Annotated in this window: 19 protein-coding genes; 12 read left to right on the forward strand and 7 right to left on the reverse strand. The window is 63.9% G+C overall.

What is annotated here, in order from left to right:
* Positions 1-5: 5 nt before the first annotated feature.
* Positions 6-884 carry a branched-chain amino acid ABC transporter permease gene (locus PAN31117_RS20625; RefSeq protein ID WP_150739831.1) on the reverse strand — a complete coding sequence of 293 codons (879 nt, stop codon included), beginning with the start codon at positions 882-884 and terminating at the stop codon, positions 6-8.
* 83 nt (positions 885-967) lie between these two features.
* A complete protein-coding gene (locus tag PAN31117_RS20630) occupies positions 968-2,119 on the reverse strand; it encodes an ABC transporter substrate-binding protein (RefSeq protein WP_150739870.1) in 1,152 nt (383 codons plus the stop codon).
* Between the two features lie 540 nt (positions 2,120-2,659).
* On the opposite strand from PAN31117_RS20630, the gene PAN31117_RS20635 reads away from it, so the two are divergent.
* The 7 genes from PAN31117_RS20635 (at position 2,660) to PAN31117_RS20665 (ending at position 9,742) form a co-directional block, all read left to right on the forward strand.
* Entirely contained in the window at positions 2,660-3,637 is a 978-nt protein-coding gene (locus tag PAN31117_RS20635) for a polysaccharide deacetylase family protein (RefSeq protein ID WP_150739832.1), read from the forward strand.
* Positions 3,638-3,722: 85 nt separating this feature from the next.
* A complete protein-coding gene (locus PAN31117_RS20640) occupies positions 3,723-4,607 on the forward strand; it encodes a GntR family transcriptional regulator (RefSeq protein ID WP_150739871.1) in 885 nt (294 codons plus the stop codon).
* A 9-nt stretch (positions 4,608-4,616) separates the two neighbouring features.
* Positions 4,617-5,252 (forward strand): flavin reductase family protein, encoded by a 636-nt coding sequence (locus PAN31117_RS20645; protein ID WP_150739833.1) that lies wholly within the window; start codon positions 4,617-4,619, stop codon positions 5,250-5,252.
* A gap of 203 nt (positions 5,253-5,455) precedes the next feature.
* A complete protein-coding gene (locus tag PAN31117_RS20650) occupies positions 5,456-6,889 on the forward strand; it encodes an MFS transporter (protein WP_150739834.1) in 1,434 nt (477 codons plus the stop codon).
* A 58-nt stretch (positions 6,890-6,947) separates the two neighbouring features.
* Complete coding sequence (locus PAN31117_RS20655; protein ID WP_150739835.1) at positions 6,948-8,147, forward strand: CaiB/BaiF CoA transferase family protein; 1,200 nt, start codon at positions 6,948-6,950, stop codon at positions 8,145-8,147.
* A gap of 2 nt (positions 8,148-8,149) precedes the next feature.
* Positions 8,150-8,986, forward strand: coding sequence for a citryl-CoA lyase (locus PAN31117_RS20660; protein WP_174991048.1), 837 nt, complete (start codon positions 8,150-8,152; stop codon positions 8,984-8,986).
* 171 nt (positions 8,987-9,157) lie between these two features.
* Entirely contained in the window at positions 9,158-9,742 is a 585-nt protein-coding gene (locus PAN31117_RS20665) for a hypothetical protein (protein WP_150739837.1), read from the forward strand.
* 36 nt (positions 9,743-9,778) lie between these two features.
* Here PAN31117_RS20665 and PAN31117_RS20670 read toward each other — a convergent pair whose 3' ends face one another.
* The gene (locus tag PAN31117_RS20670) at positions 9,779-10,525 is read right to left on the reverse strand and encodes an IclR family transcriptional regulator (RefSeq protein ID WP_150739838.1); all 747 of its coding nucleotides are present in this window, start codon (positions 10,523-10,525) and stop codon (positions 9,779-9,781) included.
* 219 nt (positions 10,526-10,744) lie between these two features.
* Here PAN31117_RS20670 and PAN31117_RS20675 point away from each other — a divergent pair, with 219 nt between their 5' ends.
* Both PAN31117_RS20675 and PAN31117_RS20680 read left to right on the forward strand, forming a co-directional pair.
* A complete protein-coding gene (locus tag PAN31117_RS20675) occupies positions 10,745-11,917 on the forward strand; it encodes an AAA family ATPase (RefSeq protein ID WP_150739839.1) in 1,173 nt (390 codons plus the stop codon).
* Between the two features lie 306 nt (positions 11,918-12,223).
* Positions 12,224-12,634 carry a hypothetical protein gene (locus PAN31117_RS20680; protein WP_150739840.1) on the forward strand — a complete coding sequence of 137 codons (411 nt, stop codon included), beginning with the start codon at positions 12,224-12,226 and terminating at the stop codon, positions 12,632-12,634.
* 62 nt (positions 12,635-12,696) lie between these two features.
* Here the strand turns inward: PAN31117_RS20680 and PAN31117_RS20685 are convergent, their stop codons facing one another.
* The 3 genes from PAN31117_RS20685 to PAN31117_RS20695 form a co-directional block, all read right to left on the reverse strand.
* On the reverse strand, positions 12,697-12,978 hold the full coding sequence (locus PAN31117_RS20685) for a XapX domain-containing protein (protein WP_150666696.1): 282 nt from the start codon (positions 12,976-12,978) through the stop codon (positions 12,697-12,699).
* Complete coding sequence (locus PAN31117_RS20690; protein ID WP_150739872.1) at positions 12,975-13,388, reverse strand: DoxX family protein; 414 nt, start codon at positions 13,386-13,388, stop codon at positions 12,975-12,977. The genes PAN31117_RS20685 and PAN31117_RS20690 overlap by 4 nt, the downstream gene beginning before the upstream one ends.
* 76 nt (positions 13,389-13,464) lie before the next feature.
* On the reverse strand, positions 13,465-15,318 hold the full coding sequence (locus tag PAN31117_RS20695) for an amidohydrolase (RefSeq protein WP_150739841.1): 1,854 nt from the start codon (positions 15,316-15,318) through the stop codon (positions 13,465-13,467).
* A 293-nt stretch (positions 15,319-15,611) separates the two neighbouring features.
* Between PAN31117_RS20695 and PAN31117_RS20700 the strand changes: the two genes are divergently transcribed.
* Complete coding sequence (locus PAN31117_RS20700) at positions 15,612-16,292, forward strand: response regulator transcription factor (protein WP_150739842.1); 681 nt, start codon at positions 15,612-15,614, stop codon at positions 16,290-16,292.
* Positions 16,293-16,361: 69 nt separating this feature from the next.
* Here the strand turns inward: PAN31117_RS20700 and PAN31117_RS20705 are convergent, their stop codons facing one another.
* The gene (locus PAN31117_RS20705) at positions 16,362-16,748 is read right to left on the reverse strand and encodes a hypothetical protein (RefSeq protein ID WP_150739843.1); all 387 of its coding nucleotides are present in this window, start codon (positions 16,746-16,748) and stop codon (positions 16,362-16,364) included.
* Between the two features lie 346 nt (positions 16,749-17,094).
* Here PAN31117_RS20705 and PAN31117_RS20710 point away from each other — a divergent pair, with 346 nt between their 5' ends.
* Entirely contained in the window at positions 17,095-18,780 is a 1,686-nt protein-coding gene (locus PAN31117_RS20710) for a ShlB/FhaC/HecB family hemolysin secretion/activation protein (protein ID WP_246189193.1), read from the forward strand.
* Positions 18,781-18,868: 88 nt separating this feature from the next.
* Positions 18,869-20,641 (forward strand): DUF2341 domain-containing protein, encoded by a 1,773-nt coding sequence (locus tag PAN31117_RS20715; protein ID WP_150739844.1) that lies wholly within the window; start codon positions 18,869-18,871, stop codon positions 20,639-20,641.
* Positions 20,642-20,646: the final 5 nt, after the last annotated feature.

Consider the following 20,646-nt stretch of genomic DNA (forward strand, 5'->3'; position numbering starts at 1 on the left):
ATCGCTCATACCTTACGTACCTCCGCGCGGCCGAACATGCCGTCCGGACGCATTGCCAGCAACACGATAACCAGACCGAACGTGATGATTTGTGTGTAGCCGGATCCGAGCGTCGCCGTGATCATCGCCTCGGCAATGCCGAACAGCAGACCGGCGATCATCACGCCCCACGCGCTGGACAATCCGCCCAGAATGGCGACAGCAAAGGCCTTGAGGCCGAAGACCGTGCCCATGTCCGCCTGCACATTGAACAGCGGCGCGATGAGCACGCCGGCAATCCCGGCAAGCAGCGTCGAGACAGCGAAGGCCCCGGCGATGGTGCGCCGGATCGGAATGCCCATGAGGCGCGCCGCATCCCGGTTCTGCACAACGGCGAGCATGGCGATGCCCCAGCGCGAGCGTCGCAAGATGTAATGCAGCACGCCTGCGAGCGCGAGACCGACGACGGGGATCAACAGTTGCAGCGGATACACGCCGAGCCCGGTGCCGCCGATCTGCAACGCGCTTTGCGCGAGCGGCGAGGGCAGGCTGCGCGGCTCCGTGCCGAAAGTCAGCATGACGAGGTTATCGAGCACGATACCGAGCGCCACCGTCGCCATGAGCCACGCGCTCGAACCGCGTCGCACGAACGGCTGCACTGCGAGCCGCTCGACCACCAGACCGTAGACCGCGCACAGCGCGAGCGCTGCGGCGACGGCGAGCGGCATCGGCCAGCCGAGCGTCTGCGAAAACGTGTACGCCAGTACGGCGCCCAGCATCATCGAGCTGCCCTGCGCGAAGTTGACCGTCGCGCTGACGGCGAAAGTCAGATGAAAGCCCAGTGCCATGAGACCGTACATACTGCCGAGCCCCAGGCCGGCGACGAGCGCCGAGATCCATTGCATGAGATGTCCTCCGGGACGCTGCGTCGGCAGCGCCCGTTCGTTGACGCCGTCGTGTCACCGACGACGCAGGCATTACGTAAGCATTACTTCGCCGCGACCTTTGCCCCTGCGGCGGCCACCGGCACGATGCGGTTGTCGATGAATTGCGCCCACACGTAGTCCTGCGCAGAGAGCGCGTCGTGCTGCTGCTCGCTGAACGGTTTCACGTAGGTCTTGATGAGGCCCTCGTAGCGGTCGATCTTGTAAAAGCCTGCGCGGATCGCATCGCCGTTGGTCGAGCCGGCGCGGTCGATGGCGAGCGCCGTGAGACGCATCGCGTCGTAGGCGTTGGCGACACCCACCGCTGGCGTGATGTCGTCCGGCCCCTTGATGTCGGGGTACTTCGCCTTGAGTGCAGCCACCACCCGCACACTCACCGGCGACGTCGCACCGAAGAAGCTGTACGTCTGCACGAAGTGCACCGTTCTGGCGTTGGGACCGGCGAGTTCGGTGAAGCGCCCGCCTGCCGGGCCCCAGTGGGAGACGATGGGCACCTTCCAGCCCATACGGTCGAGCGACTTCACGACCTGCGCCGAGGGGCCGACGTTGCCGACCATGAGCAGCGTGTCCGCACCGGCAGCCTTCAGACGTCCCAATTGCGGTGTGACGTCCACGTCGTTGGCTTCGAACTTCTCGACCGCCGCAGGCTTCATGCCTTTTGCCGAAAGCGCCGCGACGATGCCTTTTTCGTTCGATTCCCCCCACGGGTTGTTCACGAGAATGAGGCCGAGCTTCTTCGCACCGAAGGTCTGCTGCGCGTAGTTCACCATCGCGCCGTCGACGATCTCGTCGACCGCCGAGACGCGGAACACGTAGTTCGGATTCGCACCGTTGCGGGTAATCGGCGTGCCTGCCGCCCACGGTCCCATGAACGGCACCTTTTCCTGATTGGCGATCGGGACGATGGCCATCGAGACCGGCGTGTCCAGCCCGCCAAAGAGCACCGCCACCTTGTCCTTGTAAATCAGTTCGCGCGCGGCGAGCACGCCCTTGGCCGGGTTGCCCTCGTCATCGCGACGCACCAGTTCGAGTTTGCGACCGCCGAGCACGCCGCCGCTCGCGTTGATCTCGTCGATGGCGATGGTCATGCCGCGCGTCAACGCGTCACCCGCTCGCGCCGACTGGCCGGAGAGCGCGGTGACGAGACCAATCTTGATCGTTTCCGCCGCATAACCCGAAACGCTGGCAAACGTCATACTCGCTGCCGCCAGGGCGAGCGCGCCAGAGCGAAGCCAGCGGCGGCGGGTGGGGGCGGCGAGCGGTGCCGGGCCCCCGGTGAGGGCAGAGCAGGGGGTATGGCGACGTGCAGAGGCAGACATGAGCAATCTCCGTAAGAACACATAAGACACATCTGAAGCGATTCAAAGACGGGGAGCGCTCTGGCATCGGGCACTCCTCACTACGTGTTCGCCGTACGCAAGAGGCGTGCCACCACGTCGACATTCCATGGCAATCGCCTTGCACGATATGCGCGGCAATGTGTTGACGATCTGGCATTGAAATTGCGAACGATTCTGTGGGGTGTTCGTTGACGACGCGTTTTGCGCCAACTCGGAACGCGCGCGCACTGCGGCAGTGCGCGGATGTTTCAAGACGGCTCATGACGCGGGTGCATGTCCGGCCGTGCAGTTGCCCGACGCCGGGCAAGCGATTCGAACAACGAACGATTCGAGGATGAATGAACGGCCTTAGTCGCTGAGCCTGCTGCGATGCCGTACCGTAATGACGACATACCGATGACTTCTGCACTGACGCTTCCGGAACGTGACGATCTGGCGAACGACGACACGCGCTTCGGCGCATTGCGTTCTCACGACCGCTTCGACTACCTGCCGATCACGGCGCGTGATACGTATCGATGGCCCAATGGCGCGCGCCTGGCCGTCTATCTGGGTTTCAATCTGGAGCACTTCGCCTTTGGGGAGGGTATGGGGGCGAATCTCGGCCCCGTCTCGCCGCAGCCGGACGTGCTCAATTTCAGCTGGCGCGAATACGGCAATCGGGTCGGCGCATGGCGTTGCCTGGACTTGTTCGACGATCTGTCGATGCCCGCAGGTATCGTGCTCAACACATCGCTGCTCGATCATTGCCCTGCGCTCGTGCACGCCTGTGTCGCTCGCGGCGACGAACTGATCGGACACGGCCACACGAATGCGCAACGTCAGAGCGATTTCGAGCCCGCGCACGAGCACGATCTGCTCATGCACTGCCGGTCGCGTCTGGCGCAGGCGACGGGATGTGCGCCCACGGGATGGCTCTCGCCGTGGATATCGGAGACGCATCACACGCCGGATCTGCTGGCTCGCACCGGCTACCGCTATACGCTGAACTGGTGCCACGACGACCGTCCGGTGCGCATGCGAACCGCCCACGGAACGCTCTGGTCGGTGCCCTATCCTCAGGAGGTCAACGACATTCCGATGATCGTCGGCCGTCAGCTGGACGGCATAGCATTCGCCGACATGATTGCCGACAATTTCGACGAGATGTACGCGCAGGCCGAACACCCGACCCGGGCTCAGCCGCTGGTCATGGGTATCGCGTTGCATCCGTATCTCGTAGGGCAGCCCTACCGGTTGCGGCACCTGCGCCGCGTGCTCACACCGATCGTGCAAGCCGCACAGCGCGGTGAGATATGGCTCACCCGCCCGGGCGACATCGCCGCACACGTCGCCTCGGTCAGTCTGACGCAGCCCGATGCCGTGATGGGGTGAGGGCATCATGACGCTCAAGCCCTACTGTCCCGATTGCCCGGATTGTCCGGATTGCCCGACGTCGACCTTACTGCCTTCAGCCGCTATGCCCGCCAACAAGCCTGCGCCGCGTGCGCGCCGTCATCCCGCCAGTGCTGCCGCAGACGCCGCAGCGACCGGGCTCGCCGGATCCCGTCCCCTTTCGCTCCACTCGCTGTCCTCCCCCCCGGCCGACGATGCGCTTGAGCAGAACGCCGAGACGCGCGTCGAGACGCACATCTACCGGACCATCGTCGAAGGCGTGCTGGCGCACCGTCTGACACCTGGCACCAAGCTCCCCGAGCCCGAGCTTTGTCAGCTCTTCGACGTGGGCCGGGCGGTCGTACGCCGAGTGCTCGAACGTCTGGCGCACGACGGCATCGTCACGCTGCGTCCTAACAAGGGCGCGGTGATCGCTGAGCCGACGCCGGAAGAAACGCGCGAGATCTTCGAAGCACGACGTGCGCTGGAGCGCGCGCTCGTCGAGCTGGCGGTGGCAAGGGTGACCGATGAGGATCTGGCGATGCTGCGTCGGCAACTCGATGCAGAGCATGCGGCCATGCACCGCTTCGATCAGCCATCCTGGGCGCGGCTCGCGAGTGACTTCCATCTACGCGTGGCGGCGCTCGCAGGCAATGCAGTGCTCCTGCGCTATCTCGGTGAGTTGATCTCGCGCTGCTCGCTCATCGTAGGGTTGTACGAGCCACCGGGCTACGCGCCGTGCGAGCACGACGAACACACCGCCATCGTGGCGTGCATCGAGAGACGGGATGCCGCAGGTGCCATCGACCGTATGCAAGCGCATCTGGAGGAACTGGAGCGACGCATCGAGACGACCCGAATGCGTGGGCAGAAGAGTCTTGCCTCGCTGCTCGGCTTGCCGGAGACCGGCGCTGCGCAGCGCGACGCCACCACACCGTCCGCCAAATCCACCACTCGTCAGCGCGCCTGAGGCCATCGTATGGAAATCGACTTCCGGGAAATTACGGCCTATCAACGCTACAAGTTGATGGCCAGCCTGATCGTGCCGCGTCCCATTGCACTCGTCACGACGGTCAACGAAGGCGGCGTCGTCAATGCCGCGCCGTTCTCGATGTTCAACATGCTCGGCGAAGAACCGCCGATCGTCATGCTATCGATCAACCGGCGCGACGACGATTCGCTCAAGGACACCGCGGCGAACATTCTGCGCACGCGCGAATATGTCGTGCACCTGACGGACGAGGCGATGGCGGCGCGCATGCACGCTTGCGGCGAGTGCCTGCCGCCGACGCAAAGCGAGCTCGTGCATGCGGGGCTCACACCCGTGGCGAGTAGTCTGGTGGCCCCGCCGCGCATCGCCGAAGCCCCGGTCGCCTTCGAATGCACGCTGTGGGAGACGCTCGAGACACCGAGCCGCCACATCTTCATCGGACGCGTCGAACGCATGCACGCGCGCGACGAACTGATCGACACGCAGGCGTGGCGTGTGCGTCTGCAAAACTACTTCCCTGTCGGACGCTTCGGAGCGAGCTTTTACGTCGATACGCGCAATCGCTTCTCGCTGGAATGCCACGACGGTCAGCCGACCGCCACTACAGCGGTGGACGAAATGTGACGGTGCGGTGGCCATCGGCCACGCTCACAGGTCTGAACTTGCGGCGGTCATAAGTCCCCGAATCGCCCTCCCTATCTCCGCGTAAACCCCGATATCCGCCCCTTGGACGGAGGCATACCCTTCGACTTCTTATAAAACAGAACGTCATTCTGTCTGACAGAACTTGCGGAATGACCTGCAATGCAATCCAAAGGAGGATTGAGATGTCGAGTTTGCCTGTCGGCGCGGTGCACGAGTCGCCCGCCGCCCACTCCGGGCCCTCCGACGCGAGTCGGCAGATCAACGCGCGCATCGACCGGTTGCCCGCCACGCGATCCGTCTGGATGTTGATCCTGCTGCTCGCTCTGGGCGGCTGGTTCGAGTTTTACGATCTCTTCTTCACCGCTTACGTGGGCCCCGGCCTCGTCAAGAGTGGCTTGTACTCCACGACGACGGCATCGTTCTTCGGCGTGTCGGGCCTCGGCGCGTTTGTGGCGGCGTCCTTCGCGGGGCTGTTCATCGGCACATTCTTTCTGACCGGGCTCGCCGACCGCTACGGCCGTCGCACGATCTTCACCGTCTCGCTGCTCTGGTATTCCATCGCCACGCTCATCATGGCGTTCCAGACGACTGCGCCGATGATCAACCTGTGGCGTCTGATTGCCGGGATCGGCGTCGGCGTCGAGCTGGTGACCATCGATACGTATGTGAGCGAACTCGCGCCGAAGCATCTGCGCGGCCGCGCCTTCGCCTTCATGCACCTGATTCAGTACCTCGCGGTGCCCGCGGTGGCGTTGCTGTCGTGGTGGCTGGTGCCGCAACAAATCTTCGGGATGGACGGCTGGCGTACGGTGGTCATCATCGGTTCGCTGGGGGCACTGATCGTCTGGGCGATCCGTCGCCGCGTGCCGGAAAGCCCGCGCTGGCTCGCTCAGCAAGGCCGCGCCGCCGAGGCCGAAGCGATTCTCTCGGATCTGGAAGCCCGCGTGCAACGAGAGTCCGGCCGTCCGTTGCCGCCGCCGGTACTGAGCGTCGAACCGGCCGCGACCAAGGCAAAGTTCCGCGAAATCTGGCAGAAGCCGTATCGTCGTCGCGCCATCACGCTGCTGGTCTTCAACCTGTTTCAAGCCATCGGTTTCTACGGCTTCGCGTCGTGGGTGCCGACGTTGCTCGTGTCCAAGGGCATCACGATCACACACAGCCTGATGTACTCGTTCGTCATTGCGATCTCGAACCCGTTCGGTCCGCTCATCGGCATGGCGATTGCCGATCGCATCGAGCGAAAGACGCTGGTCGTGCTCTCGGCGCTGGGTATCGCAATCTTCGGTTCGCTGTTCGCGGTGCAGACCTCGCCCGCCATGCTGATGATTCTCGGGGTGGCGATCACGCTGTGCGGCACGCTGCTGTCGGTTGGCTATCACGCTTATCAGACCGAGCTGTTCCCCACGCGCATTCGTGCCCGGGCTGTCGGCTTCGTGTACTCGATGTCGCGCCTGTCGGCCATGTTCTCCGGTTTCATGATTGCCTTTGCCCTGCGTCATTTCGACGTGACCGGCGTGTTCGCGCTGATCACGTTCGCGATGGTCATGGTGATGGCGTCGATCGGCCTGTTCGGGCCGCGTACCAACCAGCGCACGCTGGACGAAATCTCGCATTGATTTGTCCTGACCCGATGTATCTCGCTTCAACCGAAACTCGTATTCTTGGGAGCCAACGATGGCATTGCCGCTAGCCGGGGTGAAAGTCCTCGATCTCTCCAACGTCCTCGCGGGACCGTTCTGCGCTTATCAGCTGGCGCTAATGGGCGCTGACGTGACCAAGGTCGAAAACCCCGAAGGGGGCGATCTGGCCCGTCGACTCGGGGCAGACAAAGCAGCGGCTGCACGCCAGATGGGCGCGTCGTTTGTGGCGGTGAACGCTGGCAAGCGCTCGCTCACGCTGAACCTGAAAGATCCGCGCGGCAAGGCCATCCTGAAAGCGCTGGTGGCGTCGAGCGACGTGCTCGTCGAGAACTTCCGTCCGGGCGTGATGACGCGTCTCGGTCTGGATTTCGACGTTCTGCGCGAAATCAATCCGCGTCTTGTCTACTGCGCGATCTCGGGCTTCGGTGCGGACGGCGAGTTGTCGTCGCGCCCCGCCTACGATCAGATCATTCAGGGTATTTCGGGGGTGATGAGCGTGACGGGAGATGCGCAGAGCGCTCCGTTGCGCGTCGGCTATCCGGTGTCCGATACCGTCGGCGGTCTGACGGCCGCGTTCGCCATCTGCGCGGCGCTGCTCGATGCGCGCACGACAGGGCAGGGCCGCATGCTCGACGTCTCGATGCTCGAAGCCACGCTCGCGACGATGGGCTGGGTCGTCTCGAACTACCTGAATGCGGGTGTCGCACCGGTGCCGATGGGCAACGAGAACTTCACTGCTGCGCCGTCCGGCACCTTCCGTACGGGTGACGGCCTGCTGAACATCGCGGCGAACGAGACGCGGCAGTTCGTGAGTCTGTGCGCGTTGATTGGCCGCCCGGATATCGCCGACGACCCGCGCTTCGCGCAACGCGACACGCGCAAGCAGAATCGTCACGCGCTCAAAGCGGAAATCGAAGCGGCGCTCGCACACGACAGCGCCGCGAACTGGGAGACGAAATTCGTCGCGAGCGGTGTGCCTGCCGGGCGCGTTCTTTCTGTGCCTGATGTCCTCGCGCATCCGCATCTCGCTTCGCGCGAATTCGTGCGCGAACTCGACGTGCCGGGCGAGGCGCAGCCGCAGCGTGTGACGCGCGCGGGCTTCCGTCTCTCCGGCGGTGACGCTGCCCCGAGTGCACCCGCACCGTCGCTCGGCGCGGATACGCTGAATCTGCTGCGTGACCTCGGCCACGACACGGCCTCCATCGACCAACTGCGCGCCGACGGCGTGATCTGACCATGAGCCCGACACTCGATGCTGCGGCGCTGTGCGCCGATTACTGGAGCACGTCGATCATCGATATCCATCCGGGATCGATCAACGTGCGTGGCTATCCGATACAGGAACTGATCGGCAACGTGAGCTTCCCGCAGATGATCTGGCTGATGCTGCGCGGCGAGTTGCCCACGGATGCGCAGGCGCGGTTGCTAGAGGCGGCGCTCGTCGCGTCGGTGGACCACGGACCACACGCACCGTCGATTGCGATCTCGCGCATCGCAACGAGCTGCGGCTTGCCGCTCAACGGCGCGATGGCTTCGGCCATCAATGCGCTGGACGACGTGCATGGCGGCGCGGGGCAGCAGGCCGTCGAGCTGTATCAGGACATCGCCCAGCGGCTGGCGGACTCGACGACTGAAGTCCCCGATCTCGCCGATGCAGTGGCAGAGGGTATCGCTGCGTTTAACGTTGCCCACGGGAAGTACCTGCCGGGTTTCGGTCATCGCTTCCATCCGGTCGATCCGCGTGCGACGCGCTTGCTCGCCATCGTCGACGATGCCGTGGCGCAAGGCGTGATCGAAGGGCATTACGCGGCCATCGCACGTGGCATCGAAGCGCACCTGAAGGCGCGCAAGCAAAAGCCGGTGCCGATGAACATCGACGGCATCACCGCTGTGATCTATGCCGAACTGGGGTTTGCGCCGGAGTTGGCGCGAGGGGTGTTCGTGTTGTCGCGTGCGGTTGGCATTCTGTCCCACGCCTGGGAGCAACGCGGGCGCGGCGAACGCAACAAAGGCCCGTTGCCGCGTCAATTGCCGTATCGCTACACCGGTCTCGCCGAACGCGAACTGCCCTGAGTGCCGAACCGGCGGCGACCCGATAAGTGCGGATACGTCGATGAATCCCAATCGCGCACCGCATCTTCTTCCCAAGGGGGTGCGAGAAACGAAAGCTTGCTGTTCGTTTCAATAACGTCGACGTACTTCCCGTACCAGAATGAACTTCCCAATTATTGATGGAGATCCATCATGGAAGTGAGTTCGACGGGTGTTAATTCCGGCAATACGACCCAGGTGCTGACTGGGAACCAAGGGCCTGACGACAAGGACAATAAGGTCAACGCAGTCGGCGAGGATTTGCGAACTGTGAGCCAGATACTCACGCCGGTGGCTCTGATGTCCACCGAGAGCGTTCGCTTGTTTGAGGTTCCCGATAAGCTAAACGAAGTCTTCGGCCCGATGGTGCTGGCCGACATTTTTAAGGCGGACGCAAAGTTCCTCGCGCGATTTCAGGAGGCCATCGTTTCGCGCGACGGCGCGTTGGGCGTGTTTGTCGAAGACCTTATGGGGGCTAAGTCCAGGCCCGGGCGTCAAACGGTCGTCGACGTGCTGGTTCAGTTGTTCGAGTACCTCCCGGACGCCTCCCGGGTCGATGCCGTCAATGCGCTGGTCGATTACAAAGTTGACGGGAAGGGCAATCGTGTCGAAGCCGATGGCGTAGGTGTCATCGCACTGCGTGGATTCTGCGATGAGCTTTTCGAAACGATTCCGGAGACGGACAAGGCGTACGTGAAGGATCTCTTCGACAAACACGAAATCGCGCTTGATGCATGACAGGACGTTGCGAGAGCGATGGATCGCCTGGGCGTATCAACCCTCTCGCAGCTTCCACGCCGCGCGCAGTGCCCGCGAGTCGCCACCGAGCCCGTCGGTGGCGCGCACGGCGCACGAAAATAGATCCGGCAGGTGCCGGTCGATGAACGCGCGGTCGATACGCGAGCTGGGTCCGGCCAGCGTCACTACGCCGCGCAGCGTCTGACGCACCCCGAACACCGGCATCGACACCCCCGCCGTATCGCGCTCGCGATCGCCCATCGATACGCTGTAGCCCACGTCGCGAATGCGGTCGAATGCTTCGCCCGTCTCTCCACCGAAAGCCAGCAACGCCAATCCCCCCGAACCGTGTTCAAGCGGCAGAACATCGCCTTCACGCACGTGGAACCGCACGGCATGCGTGGAATCGACGCGATGCAGACACACGCGTACGGCGTCGTCGCGCACATAGAACGACACGCTTTCGCCGCTCACATCCGCCAGTTCGCGCATTAGCGGCAACAGAATGTCGCCGAGGTTCAGGCTGCGCTGATACAGTGCGCCGAGCATGAACGTGGCCGGGCCGAGCTGATAGCGGCCATCTTCGAGCCGCATGAGCATGCGGTGCTGGATGAGCGCGCCCGCGAGGCGCAGCAGGGTGCTCTTGTAGAGGCCGGTGCGGGCAGCCAGTTCGGCCAGCGTGAGGGCGCTGTCGTCGGGTTTGAACGCGAACAGAATGGCGCAGGCGCGGTCGATGACGGCAACGCCGGAGCTGTCTTTCGGTTCAGGGGTAACGTCTGACATCGGGGCAGGCGAGGTGTCGCTGTGAGAGGTCGAAACGGGGAGTTTATGCCATGTGGGCGCGGCTGTGCGTCCCTTGAGGAACGGGCCGTCTGCGAAAGCTGTGCGCCGGAATTAGGGAACGGCAGCAGCGCGACGTGCTCGAAGGGATAATCTGCGAACTTCACCGTCCTTGATTCCCCGCGCTCGTCCGCTGCGTTTCCTCACGTTCTCCTGCCTGCCATGCTCACCGCTCTCGCCATCGACAACTACCGTTCCATCCAGTCGCTTGTGATGCCGCTCACCCGGCTTAACGTCATCAGCGGCGCAAATGGCAGCGGGAAGTCCAATCTTTACCGCGCGCTGCGCTTGCTGGCCGGTACGGCTAACGACGGCATCATCGGTCCCATCGCGCGCGAGGGTGGGCTGGGCTCTGTGCTGTGGGCGGGGCCGGAAACCATCAGCCCGCGCATGCGTCGTGGCGAAGTGCCGATTCAGGGCGGCCCGCGTCAGAAACGTGAGCGCATGCGTCTCGGTTTCGGCAGCGACACCTTCGGCTATGCCATCTGCATGGGGATGGGCAGTGCGGGCGGCGTTTCCATGTTCGGTGCCGATCCGGAGTTCAAGCACGAGAGCATATGGGCTGGCGAATTTCTACGTCCGGCCAATACGCTGGTGGACCGGCAGGGCGGGGTGGTGCGACGCAAGGCCGGACGCGAGTGGGACATCCTCACCAGTAGCCTGCCGCGCTTTGAGAGTCTCTTCTCTCACATTGCGAACGACAACGCTTGTCCCGAGGTATTTACCGTGCGCGAGCGCATTCGCAACTGGCGCTTCTACGATCATTTCCGTACGGACGCTGACGCACCCGCACGCTGGCCCCAGATCGGCACGCGCACGCTGGCGTTGCATCACGACGGCAGGGATCTCGCTGCTGCCTGGCAGACGATTCGCGAGATCGGCGACCACGAAGCGCTGGCGCAGACGGTCGCGGACGCTTTTCCCGGCGCGAGCGTCACGATCGATGGGACGGGCCGTGGCGGGCTCATGCTGGAATTCAATCAGCATGGGTTGCTTCGCCCACTGAGCGCCGCAGAGTTGTCCGACGGGACGTTGCGGTATCTGCTGCTGACGGCTGCATTGCTCACACCGCGTCCACCCGAGCTGATGGTGCTCAACGAGCCGGAGTCGAGTTTGCATCCCGATCTCATGCCCGCGTTGGGGCGTCTTATTCGCCGTGCCTCGCAACGCAGTCAGGTGTGGGTCGTGTCGCACTCGCCGCGTCTGGCGGCGGCGCTGGAAGAGGACCCCGAATGCAATTCGATCCAATTGGAGAAGTCCTTCTCGGCGACGACGATTCTCGGCCAGCATCCGCTCGACCGTCCGGCATGGCGATGGGCGGATAACGGCAATTGAGGCGGAGGCGGGCCGTCGGTGCCGACGGAACTGACAACTGACCGACGGTATCGCAAAGACCTTGGGGCGACGTGCCGTCAGGATGCGATCTCCTATCCATGAAAGAGGTCGACGATGAATCGCCTAAATACAACGACTGTCGGTTCTGCGCCCGTGCCTGCGCAGATGTTCCCTCTGCGGCCATGTCATCGCAACCAACGGTTCGGGACGGATCTTCGCGTCGCCAGGCTCGCACCCGCTGGCGGACTTCGCGCGGCGACAATCCCGCAGGCGGTGTTCGTCGGACCGGGCAGCGCTCCGCGCCGTTTGGCCATGCTCTCGGCAAGGCGGACGAACGAACCGGCAGCACCAGAGCCCGCCGTCGACTTCATGTTCTTCCGTGAGCCGTTGAAAGCCAATGCCGCGCTGCTCGAGAAGTGGGCTGTAGCGGCGAAGGCCGGAAGCGCCTCCGAAGCGTGGTCCGCGTTCGTCGGCGACATCAGCGAACGGTTCTTCAAGGGCAGCCGCAAGCAGCGCGTGATGGATGCGCTGATCCTGAGCCTCGATGTCCTGCCGCCGCGGCATCGAGCCGATGCCCTTGCGTGTCTTCTTGCTGATGGTCAGGAGGGCATCGCCGCCGTCGAAGAGTTTTGGGAGTACGTCGGGATGAAGCGCATTCCCGACGTCGACCGGGCACGTGTGGCGGCGTTACTACTTCACTACGCAATCGGCGAGTAACGTCGGCGTCACATCGCGCTGCGCGAGTGAGCCGTCGACGGCGCAATGGACGCCGCCACGGCTTACGCCTTCGGCGCTTCGGTCTTGTCCTCATCCTTCGCCGCCTGCGCCACCGGCCCCGGCAGTCCCGTGATCTTCGGCACGCATTCGCGATGGAACCACACGAGGTTCACCGGCTCGCCTGCGAGCAGACGCTTGACCGGCGGTACGACCTGTTCGCCGATCAGCATCCCGAGCAGGCCGATGAGCGCTACCGCAGGCGGTGCCGGTGAGCGAACGCCCAGCCCGCCGTAGATGATGCCGACAAGAACGCCCACGGCAAGCGAAACGAGATAGAGCTTCATGATTGACTCCGCGCAGCGCGCGTTCTGAGGTCGTACCACGCCACGGCGATAAAGCCGCCGACGAGTCCGAGGTGTTCGAAGAAACTATTGGCGAGCATCGTGCGGGCGTCCGGCGGGGCGGACCAGAAGCGATTGGCCAGGAACGTGGCGGCCAGCGTGAATGCCGCCAGCGCCAACGCACCCAGCCATCGCCCCTTGCCCGTCAGGATCATGAGCGACGCGCCGATTTCAAGCACGATGACGGCAACCGCCATCGGCGCTGCTGGCGACAGTCCGAAGTGCTGCATTTCGGCAATGGCGCCGGAGAAATCCAGCGCCTTGTCGATGCCGCCTTGCAGATAGGCGCTGCAAAGTAGCAACAGCGCAAGCCAGTAAGCCCAGCCCGGTAGCAAAGACGTCTTGCGTGCCATTGACGAGGAAGGATCGGAGGACGGCAGCAGCGTGGCCATGACGGACCTCAACAGTGAGTAGCTAACGGTATGGCGTTCAGAACGCCCAGCACGAACAGCCGAGCGCGCCCCAGAACCCGCTCTCATCCGACGCAGGGACATTCGACGACCAAGCCTTCGCGTGCGCATGGCCGTGCACGCCGCACGACGTCGCACACGCGCAACTCACGCTCACGTTAAGCACATTAGGTTGTCGCGGCTGATACCCCACGCCGTGTCGCGCGGGCGACCAGTCAGGCATCGCAGGTGGCAGTGCCGGTGCATAGCTACCGAAGTCGCCGTCGCCATACACGACCTTGCCGCCCAACATCGTGAGCACCGACGTGATGTCCTGAATCTCGTCTTCCGGCACGCTGAAGTAGTCCTCCGAGAGCACGGCCAGATCGGCGAGCTGTCCGACCTTGATCTGCCCCTTCTTGCCGACTTCGGACGAGAACCACGTGTTCGCTTCTGTCCACAGACGCAGCGCTTCGTCGCGGTCGAGCAGACTGCCCGGGGCCGCCATGCGCAGCCCGCCGACGGTCTTACCCGTCACAAGCCAGTACAGCGACACCCACGGGTTGTACGACGCGACGCGCGTCGCATCCGTACCCGCACCGACCTTCACGCCGCGCTCCAGCATGCGACGCACCGGCGGTGTCGCCTCGGCAGCCTTCGCACCGTAGCGCTCCACGAAGTACTCGCCCTGATACGCCATGCGGTGCTGTACGGCGATGCCGCCCCCGAGTGCCGCAATGCGATCGATATTGCGGTCGCTGATCGTCTCGGCGTGATCGAAGAACCAGTGCAGGCCGTCGAACGGGATGTCCTTCGCGACCTTCTCGTAGACATCGAGTGCGCGCGAGATCGTCTCGTCGTACGTGGCATGCAGACGCCACGGCCAGCGGTTCTCTGCAAGCAATCGCACCACCGGTTCGAGATCGCCTTCCATCGATGGCGGCATCTCCGGCCGCTCGACACGGAAGTCCTCGAAGTCGGCTGCCGTGTATACGAGCATTTCACCCGCACCGTTGTGACGATAAAGATCGTCGCCTTGCCCCGGGCTGACTTGCTTGACCCACTGGCTGAAGTCCGCGAGTTCGGCCTTCGGCTTCTGCGTGAACAGGTTGTACGCGAGGCGCACTGTCAACTGCCCTTCGCGGTGCAGTTCCTCAATGATGCTGTAGTCCTCGGGGTAATTCTGGAAACCGCCGCCCGCGTCGATGACGCCTGTCACGCCGAGCCGGTTCACCTCGCGCATGAAGTGGCGCGTGGAGTTCTTTTGATACTCCGGCGGGAGCTTCGGCCCTTTGGCAAGCGTCGCATAGAGAATGGTCGCGTTCGGCTTGGCGAGCAGCAGGCCGGTCGGGTTACCCGACGCATCACGCACGATCTCGCCGCCCGGCGGATTCGGCGTGTCCTTCGTATAACCGACGGTGCGCAACGCCGCAGCGTTCAGGATCGCGCGGTCGTACAGATGCAGGATGAACACCGGCGTGTCGGGCGCGACGGCGTTCAGCTCGTCGATGGTCGGCAAGCGCTTCTCCGCGAACTGGTGCTCGGTGAAGCCCCCGACCACGCGCACCCATTGCGGCGCGGGCGTGCGGTCGACCTGCGCTTTAAGCATGCGCATGGCGTCCGCCAGCGAGCGCACGCCGTCCCAGCGAAGCTCCATGTTGTAGTTCAGGCCACCACGAATGATGTGCATGTGGCTGTCGATCAGCCCCGGAATCACACGTCGGCCCTTAAGGTCGATGACCTGCGTGCCATTGTCGGCCAAACGCATGATGTCGTCGCGCGTGCCTACGGCAGTGAAGGTGCCGCCGGTGAGCGCGACGGCGTCAGCCTGCGGGTTCGCACGGTCGAGCGTGGTGAACTTGCCATTGACCAGAATGAGGTCGGGATTTGACATGGGAGGCTCCGGTGGGAAGTCAGCGGACGTTTCTTGCCGCTCATGGACGCCACCGACACGGCCCGGAAGGCCGCCGGAGCGCCACGAACGACGGTCCATGAGCGTATGCCGACTCCTGTCGCCTCACTATCGTCTTTTCGTATTAGCGCCCAAACCCGCGCCGGGCGGTCCCCTGCCATCGACGGCCAACCGTCAAACCGCAAAAATGCCAGCACGTTCGTGCTTTTTTATGGTTTTGAACGTCACATGACTGACGTATACTCAGGCTCACTAAATCAATACATCGCCCCTGCATGGACGCGCTTCCGGACAGCGACATCGCGACCGTCTACGTCGTGGCCCACGACCCGGCGGAGAACGACACGCTTTGTGCACAACTGATCGACGCTGGCCTGCGGGCGCGCGGCTTTACCGGCGCGGCCGCATTTCTTGCCAGTGAGCGCAGTGCCGGACCGGCGTGCGTTGTACTGGACGCCGATCTCGACACGCCCGGCGGCGGCCTCGTGCTTCAGGACACCCTCACCGATTTGCAAGACCCGATTCCCGTTGTGCTCATCACCGACCGGGCCGATGTGACGACCAGCGTACGTGGCTTGAAAGCGGGCGCGGTCGATTACCTGACCCAGCCGATGCCGGAGGGCGTGCTACTCAGCGCGGTGGGCGCGGCGCTTGCGCTCGACCGGCAACGTCTCGGACGCGAGCGGGCGAGTACCGACGTGATCGAGCGTGCACAGCGGCTCTCGCAAAGGGAGCGCGAAGTCATGGCGCTCGTGGCGGCAGGGCGGATGAACAAGCACATTGCCGACGAACTCGGCATCAGCGAAGTCACCGTCAAGATCCATCGCGGGAATGCGATGCGCAAGATGGAAGCGCGCTCGTTTGCCGATCTCGTGATCATGGCACACAAGCTCGGCATGACGTCGCCCGCGCTGTATCACGGCGGGATCGGACGCAATAGGCGAGAGCTGGCCTGAGATCAACCGACACTCACTGACAATGCGCCACCCACACGGGGGGCGCATTTTTTTCGTTTGCGCAGTGCCTCAGCGGCCGGGCGTCACGATGGGCGCAGACGGCGGCGGTGCTGGCGGGCGCTGCGGCGTGGCCGAGTTACCGAAGCTGTTTCCCATTCGTTGAGACGTTGCGCTCCAGTTGAACTGTCCGCCGATCTGATTACCAGGTTTGTTGGCGATATCTTCCGATTCCAGTCCCGGCGCGCGGCCCGAACCCGGCGCCGACGCCGGCTGCAACTGATTCGTCAGACAGTCATAGGACGGCGAACGTTGACCGTTCACCTCGACGTCTACGCAGCCTGCCCGAGATGCCGGTGCCGCGCTGCCCACGCGCGGGGCGTCATCGGCCGCTGCGGCGAGCTGCGACACCGCGTTCAGCAACACCGTTGCTGTGATCGTCACGGCGAGTTTGCCCATTCGATTTTTCATCTGACCCCCAACGTCTGTGCTGCTGCGCTGCCTCGTCATCGCACGTCTCCCCGTCAAAAACAATAGTCATCCGTCAGGACTCCGACCGAACAAGCACGGGGCAAGCATACGTCAGCCTGCGCGTTTTTAGAGAAAGATGAATTTCTCGTGACAAACGTTAGTTGCCCATCGGCTCACCCGTCTAGGTATCCGTATTCGAGAGAAATGTCGACACGGATTGCGTGCGGCCGGGCGAACCCTGAGGCGTCAGGAATGCGTCTTGGGTAAGCGCCAGGCCACCGGGGGCACTGCATCGGGCAGGGCCGCGTCGACCTAACAAGTCAGAGTCTTCTATATGCGTTTGATGAAAACGAACCGGCCGTGGCTGCGCTGGGCGGCAGTGTGCGCAGTCACGTTGGGGGGAACTGTTCATGGCGTTGCGATTGCTCAGCAAACCGAAGCAGCACAACCGGACCCATCGCCTGCGGTAGTGCCGCAGACAGGCGTACCTGCGGTCGATAGCGCGAAGGAGAAAACCGCCGACGCGCACAAGCAAGTGAACATCAACGAGTACATCGTGCGCGGTAACACCGTGCTCGACATCCGCACCATCGAGAAGGCTGTCACGCCTTATCTGGGGCCTAACCGCACGCTGGCCGACATCGAAGCCGCGCGCGACGCATTGCTCGCCGCGTATCAGGCCAGGGGCTATCAGTCGGTGTACGTCGACCTGCCTGAGCAGCAGGTCACGGGCGGCATCGTCTATCTGAAGGTGAGCGAGACCAAGCTGGGACGTCTGCGCGTAGTCGGCTCGGAATACCACTCGCCGCGCGAAGTGCGCGAGCGCGTGCCGTCGCTGGCCGAAGGCAAGGTGCCTGACTTCAACGCCGCGCAGGCGGAGCTCACGGCGCTGAACCGCACCGGCGAGCAGCAGGTCGTGCCGCTGGTGAAGCAGGGTGCAGTGCCCGGCACGATGGACGTCGACCTCAAGGTGGAAGACACCAACCCGTGGCGCGCCAGCCTCAGCCTGAACAACGACCGCAGCGCCGACACGAAGCCGCTGCGCATGCTCGCCTCGCTCGGCTACGACAACCTGTGGCAACTGGGCCATCGCGTCTCGATGAGCTTCTTCGGTGCGCCGCAGGACTTCAAGCAGAGCAAGGTCTGGTCGGGTTCGTATGTCGCCCCGCTGGGCTCGTCGCCCTGGTCGCTCGAACTCAACGGCTATCAGTCGGACAGCAACGTTGCCACGACCGGTGGCACCACGGTACTCGGCAAGGGTCACGCCGTCGGCGTGAAGACCACGTACACGGTGCCGGACACGGGCAGCTGGTATCACGCCTTCAGCCTGGGCGTGGACTTCAAGGACAACACGGAAACCACGCGCTTCGGTAAGGCCGGCGACGTGGTTCCGCTCAAGTACGCCCCGATCACCATCAGCTACAGCGGCTTCTATCAGAACGAGAGCTTTCAAGCCGGTCTGAACACGTCCATCACGACTGGCATGTCGAGCTTCCTCGGCTACGGCAGCAGCCCGGCGCAGTTCGACGCGAAGCGCTACAAGGCGTCGCCGAGCTTCACGGTGCTGCGCGCCGATGCGAACGGCACGTACACGGTTGGCGGCGGATGGCAGTTGGCCGCGCGCGTAGCCACGCAGATGACTGACTCACCGCTGGTCTCGAACGAACAGATTGCCGGGGGTGGCATGAACTCGGTGCGCGGTTATCTCTCGGCGGAAGCCACGGGCGATTACGGCGTGGTCGGCTCGATCGAATGGCGCACGCCGCCGATTCCGTTGCTCGGCCCGGTCGTCTCGAACTGGCGCGCGTATGCGTTCTTCGACGGAGCGCGTCTGGGCTTGCGCGATGCGCTGCCGGAGCAGACCTCGACGTACTCGCTCGCGTCGCTCGGTGTGGGCACGTCGCTGCGCCTTACGTCGCATGTGACGGGGCGCTTCGATGCCGCCTGGCCGCTGACGAACGGCCCGCGTACCGAACGCTACCAACCGCGCTTCAACTTCAGCGTGACGGCGACTTACTGATCAACGAACTCAACCAAACAACATTTACGACCTGATGCCTGGTGCGCTCACTCGATGCGTCAGGCGGTATACACGGAGAACTACAGCCATGCGACGCATTCTTCCATTCCTGCTTGCGCTGATCGGCACGCTGATGCCGGTGCTCGCGCACGCCTGGTGGCAACCGGATTGGGCGTACCGCAAGCCGATCACCATCGACGCCGGCCCGCAAGGCGGCAACATCACGGGCGACGCGGGCCGTGTGCCGATGCTGCTGCGGCTGCATACAGGTAACTTCAGTTTCGAAGGCGTGAACGAGACCGGCGCGGATCTGCGCTTTGTCGCCGCCGACGACAAGACCGTGCTCAACCACCAGATCGAGCAATTCGATCCGGTGCTCGGCATCGCCCTCGTGTGGGTCGACGTGCCGGCCGTGACGGCTGCCAACAAGCAGCAGATCTGGATGTACTACGGCAACCGCAAGGCCCCGGCGGCCGGTAACGGTCAGCGCGTATTCGATCCGGATTACACGGCGGTCTATCACTTCGGCGAGCCGAACGTGCCTGCCCGCGACACGACCGCTTACGGCAACAACAGCCAGAATCCGGTCGTCACGCTCGACGGCGCGATCATCGGTCGCGGCATTCAGGCGGGCGCTTCACCGCTCGTGCTGCCTGCTTCGCCGTCGCTGTCCATCGCCGCTGGCAGTAACTTCACGTTCTCGGCATGGGTGCGTCCGGAGAAGCTCGGTGCGAATGAAGGGATTTATACGCGTCGCGATGGCGGCAGCGATTTGCTCGTGGGTGTCGATCAGGGCGTGCCGTTCGTGCAGGTCGGTGGTCAGCGCAGCCAGCCGGGCCAGCCGATTCAGGCCGGTCAGTGGTCGCACCTCGCGGTAACGAGCGACGGCAAGACGGTCACGCTGTACGTCGCGGGTCATGCGGCCGGTTCGGTCGCCGCAGCACTCCCGGCACTGAATTCGCCGACGATCATCGGTGGCGACGCCGATGGCGTGACGGGTGGTCTGGGCCGCTTCTCCGGCGCGGTGGACGAAGTGCGTCTGTCGAAGGTGGCACGTCCTACTGCACTGATTCAGACGGATGCCGTCTCGCAAGGCGCCGAATCGCGCCTGATCGCCTTCGGTCCGGACGAACAGCAAGCGGGCAAGAGTCACTTCGCGTTCATTCTCGCGGCCATGCCGGTCGACGCCTGGGTGGTCGTGGTCGTACTCGGCCTGATGGCGCTGGTGTCGTGGGTCATCATGATCACGAAGAGCCGCAGCTACAGCGCGAAGGCGCGCGCCAATACCGTGTTCATGGAGCACTTTCGCCAGGCGTCGGGCGCGCCGCTCGATCAGATCGCGCGCACCAACCGCGTGCCTGACGACGTGCGCGAACAATCGCCGCTGTGGCGCCTGTACGAAGTCGCGCTCGACGAACTGCACCGTCGCCACGAACTCGGCTACGACACGAGCGCTGTCTCCGACGCGACCATCAGCGCCATTCGCGCGTCGATGGACGGCCTGATGGTGCGTGAAGTCGAAACGATGAGCAAGCGCATGAACTGGCTCTCGACGTCGATCGAAGGCGCGCCGTACGTGGGTCTGTTCGGTACCGTGATCGGGATCATGCTGGTGTTCGTCGTGGCGGCCATGGCGGGCGCGGTGGACATCAACTCGGTGGCCCCGGGCATGGCCGCAGCACTGCTGTGTACGGCGGCCGGTCTCGGCGTCGCTATCCCCGCACTGTTTGGCTACAACTGGCTGGTCTCGCGCTCGGACGCTCTGGCGGCCGACATGGCGGTGTTCGTCGACGAGTTCACGACGCGCCTCGCGGAAGAGCAGGGCGAAGGCCGCCGTCAGCCCGTGCTGCAGCGCGCGTGACGGGG

Source organism: Pandoraea anapnoica (assembly GCF_902459765.1).
Taxonomy (GTDB): Bacteria; Pseudomonadota; Gammaproteobacteria; order Burkholderiales; family Burkholderiaceae; genus Pandoraea; species Pandoraea anapnoica.